This window comes from Bradyrhizobium sp. GCM10028915, assembly GCF_042666195.1.
In the GTDB taxonomy this organism is placed as follows: domain Bacteria; phylum Pseudomonadota; class Alphaproteobacteria; order Rhizobiales; family Xanthobacteraceae; genus Bradyrhizobium; species Bradyrhizobium canariense_D.
Map to the genome: position 1 here is coordinate 1 of NZ_JBHTFN010000068.1, position 709 is coordinate 709.

The window sequence follows — 709 nt, forward strand, 5'->3', positions numbered from 1 at the left end:
GAGCAACCTGCTCGCGGGCCGATTTCAGATCAAGTCGGCATGGCGGCTACCGGCTGCTTGTACACGCCACCCGATATCATCAGGCGCCAAGCGATGCGGGCAAACTTGTTTGCCAAGGCCACCGCGACCAACTTTGGCGGCTTTCGCCCCAGCAGCGAAGCGAGCCATTGTGTGGGCTTATGACGGCCCTTTCGGATATGCCTCAGCAGTGCGGTTGCACCGACGATCAACGTCGATCGCAGTATAGAATCTCCGGCCTTTGTAATGCCGCCGAGCCTTTGCCGGCCGCCAGTTGAATGATCCTTGGGTGTCAGCCCGAGCCACGCCGCAAAGTCGCGACCCGATCTGAACGTCTCGGGCGGCGGCGCTTTCATGCTGAGCATCGACGACCCAATCGGACCGACGCCTGGAATAGTCGCAATACGCCTGCTGATGTCATCCTCGCGATGCCACTTCATCAGCTTGGCCTCGATGTTCGCCAGGCGAGCTTGGACCGCGGCATACTCGTCAGCCTGAAGGCGGAAGAGATCCCGCGCCATTTCCGGCAGGCTTTCGTCTTCGAGCACACGTTTGATGAGTGCCGCGACGTTCTGCTGGCCGGCGGGCCCGACGATACCAAACTCAGCGGCATAGCTCCTGAAAGCATTGGAGAGCTGCGACTTCACGCTGACCAGGCGTTCCCGCACAGTCATCAACATGCAAGCCGCTT

Annotated in this window: 1 protein-coding gene; it reads right to left on the bottom strand. The window is 60.5% G+C overall.

Annotated elements, in window-relative coordinates; translation table 11 throughout:
- Window positions 1–29: 29 nt before the first annotated feature.
- Window positions 30–709, bottom strand: a 680-nt coding sequence (locus ACFQX9_RS33285) for an IS110 family transposase (RefSeq protein ID WP_377791609.1), incomplete at its 5' end; no start/stop codon positions are given.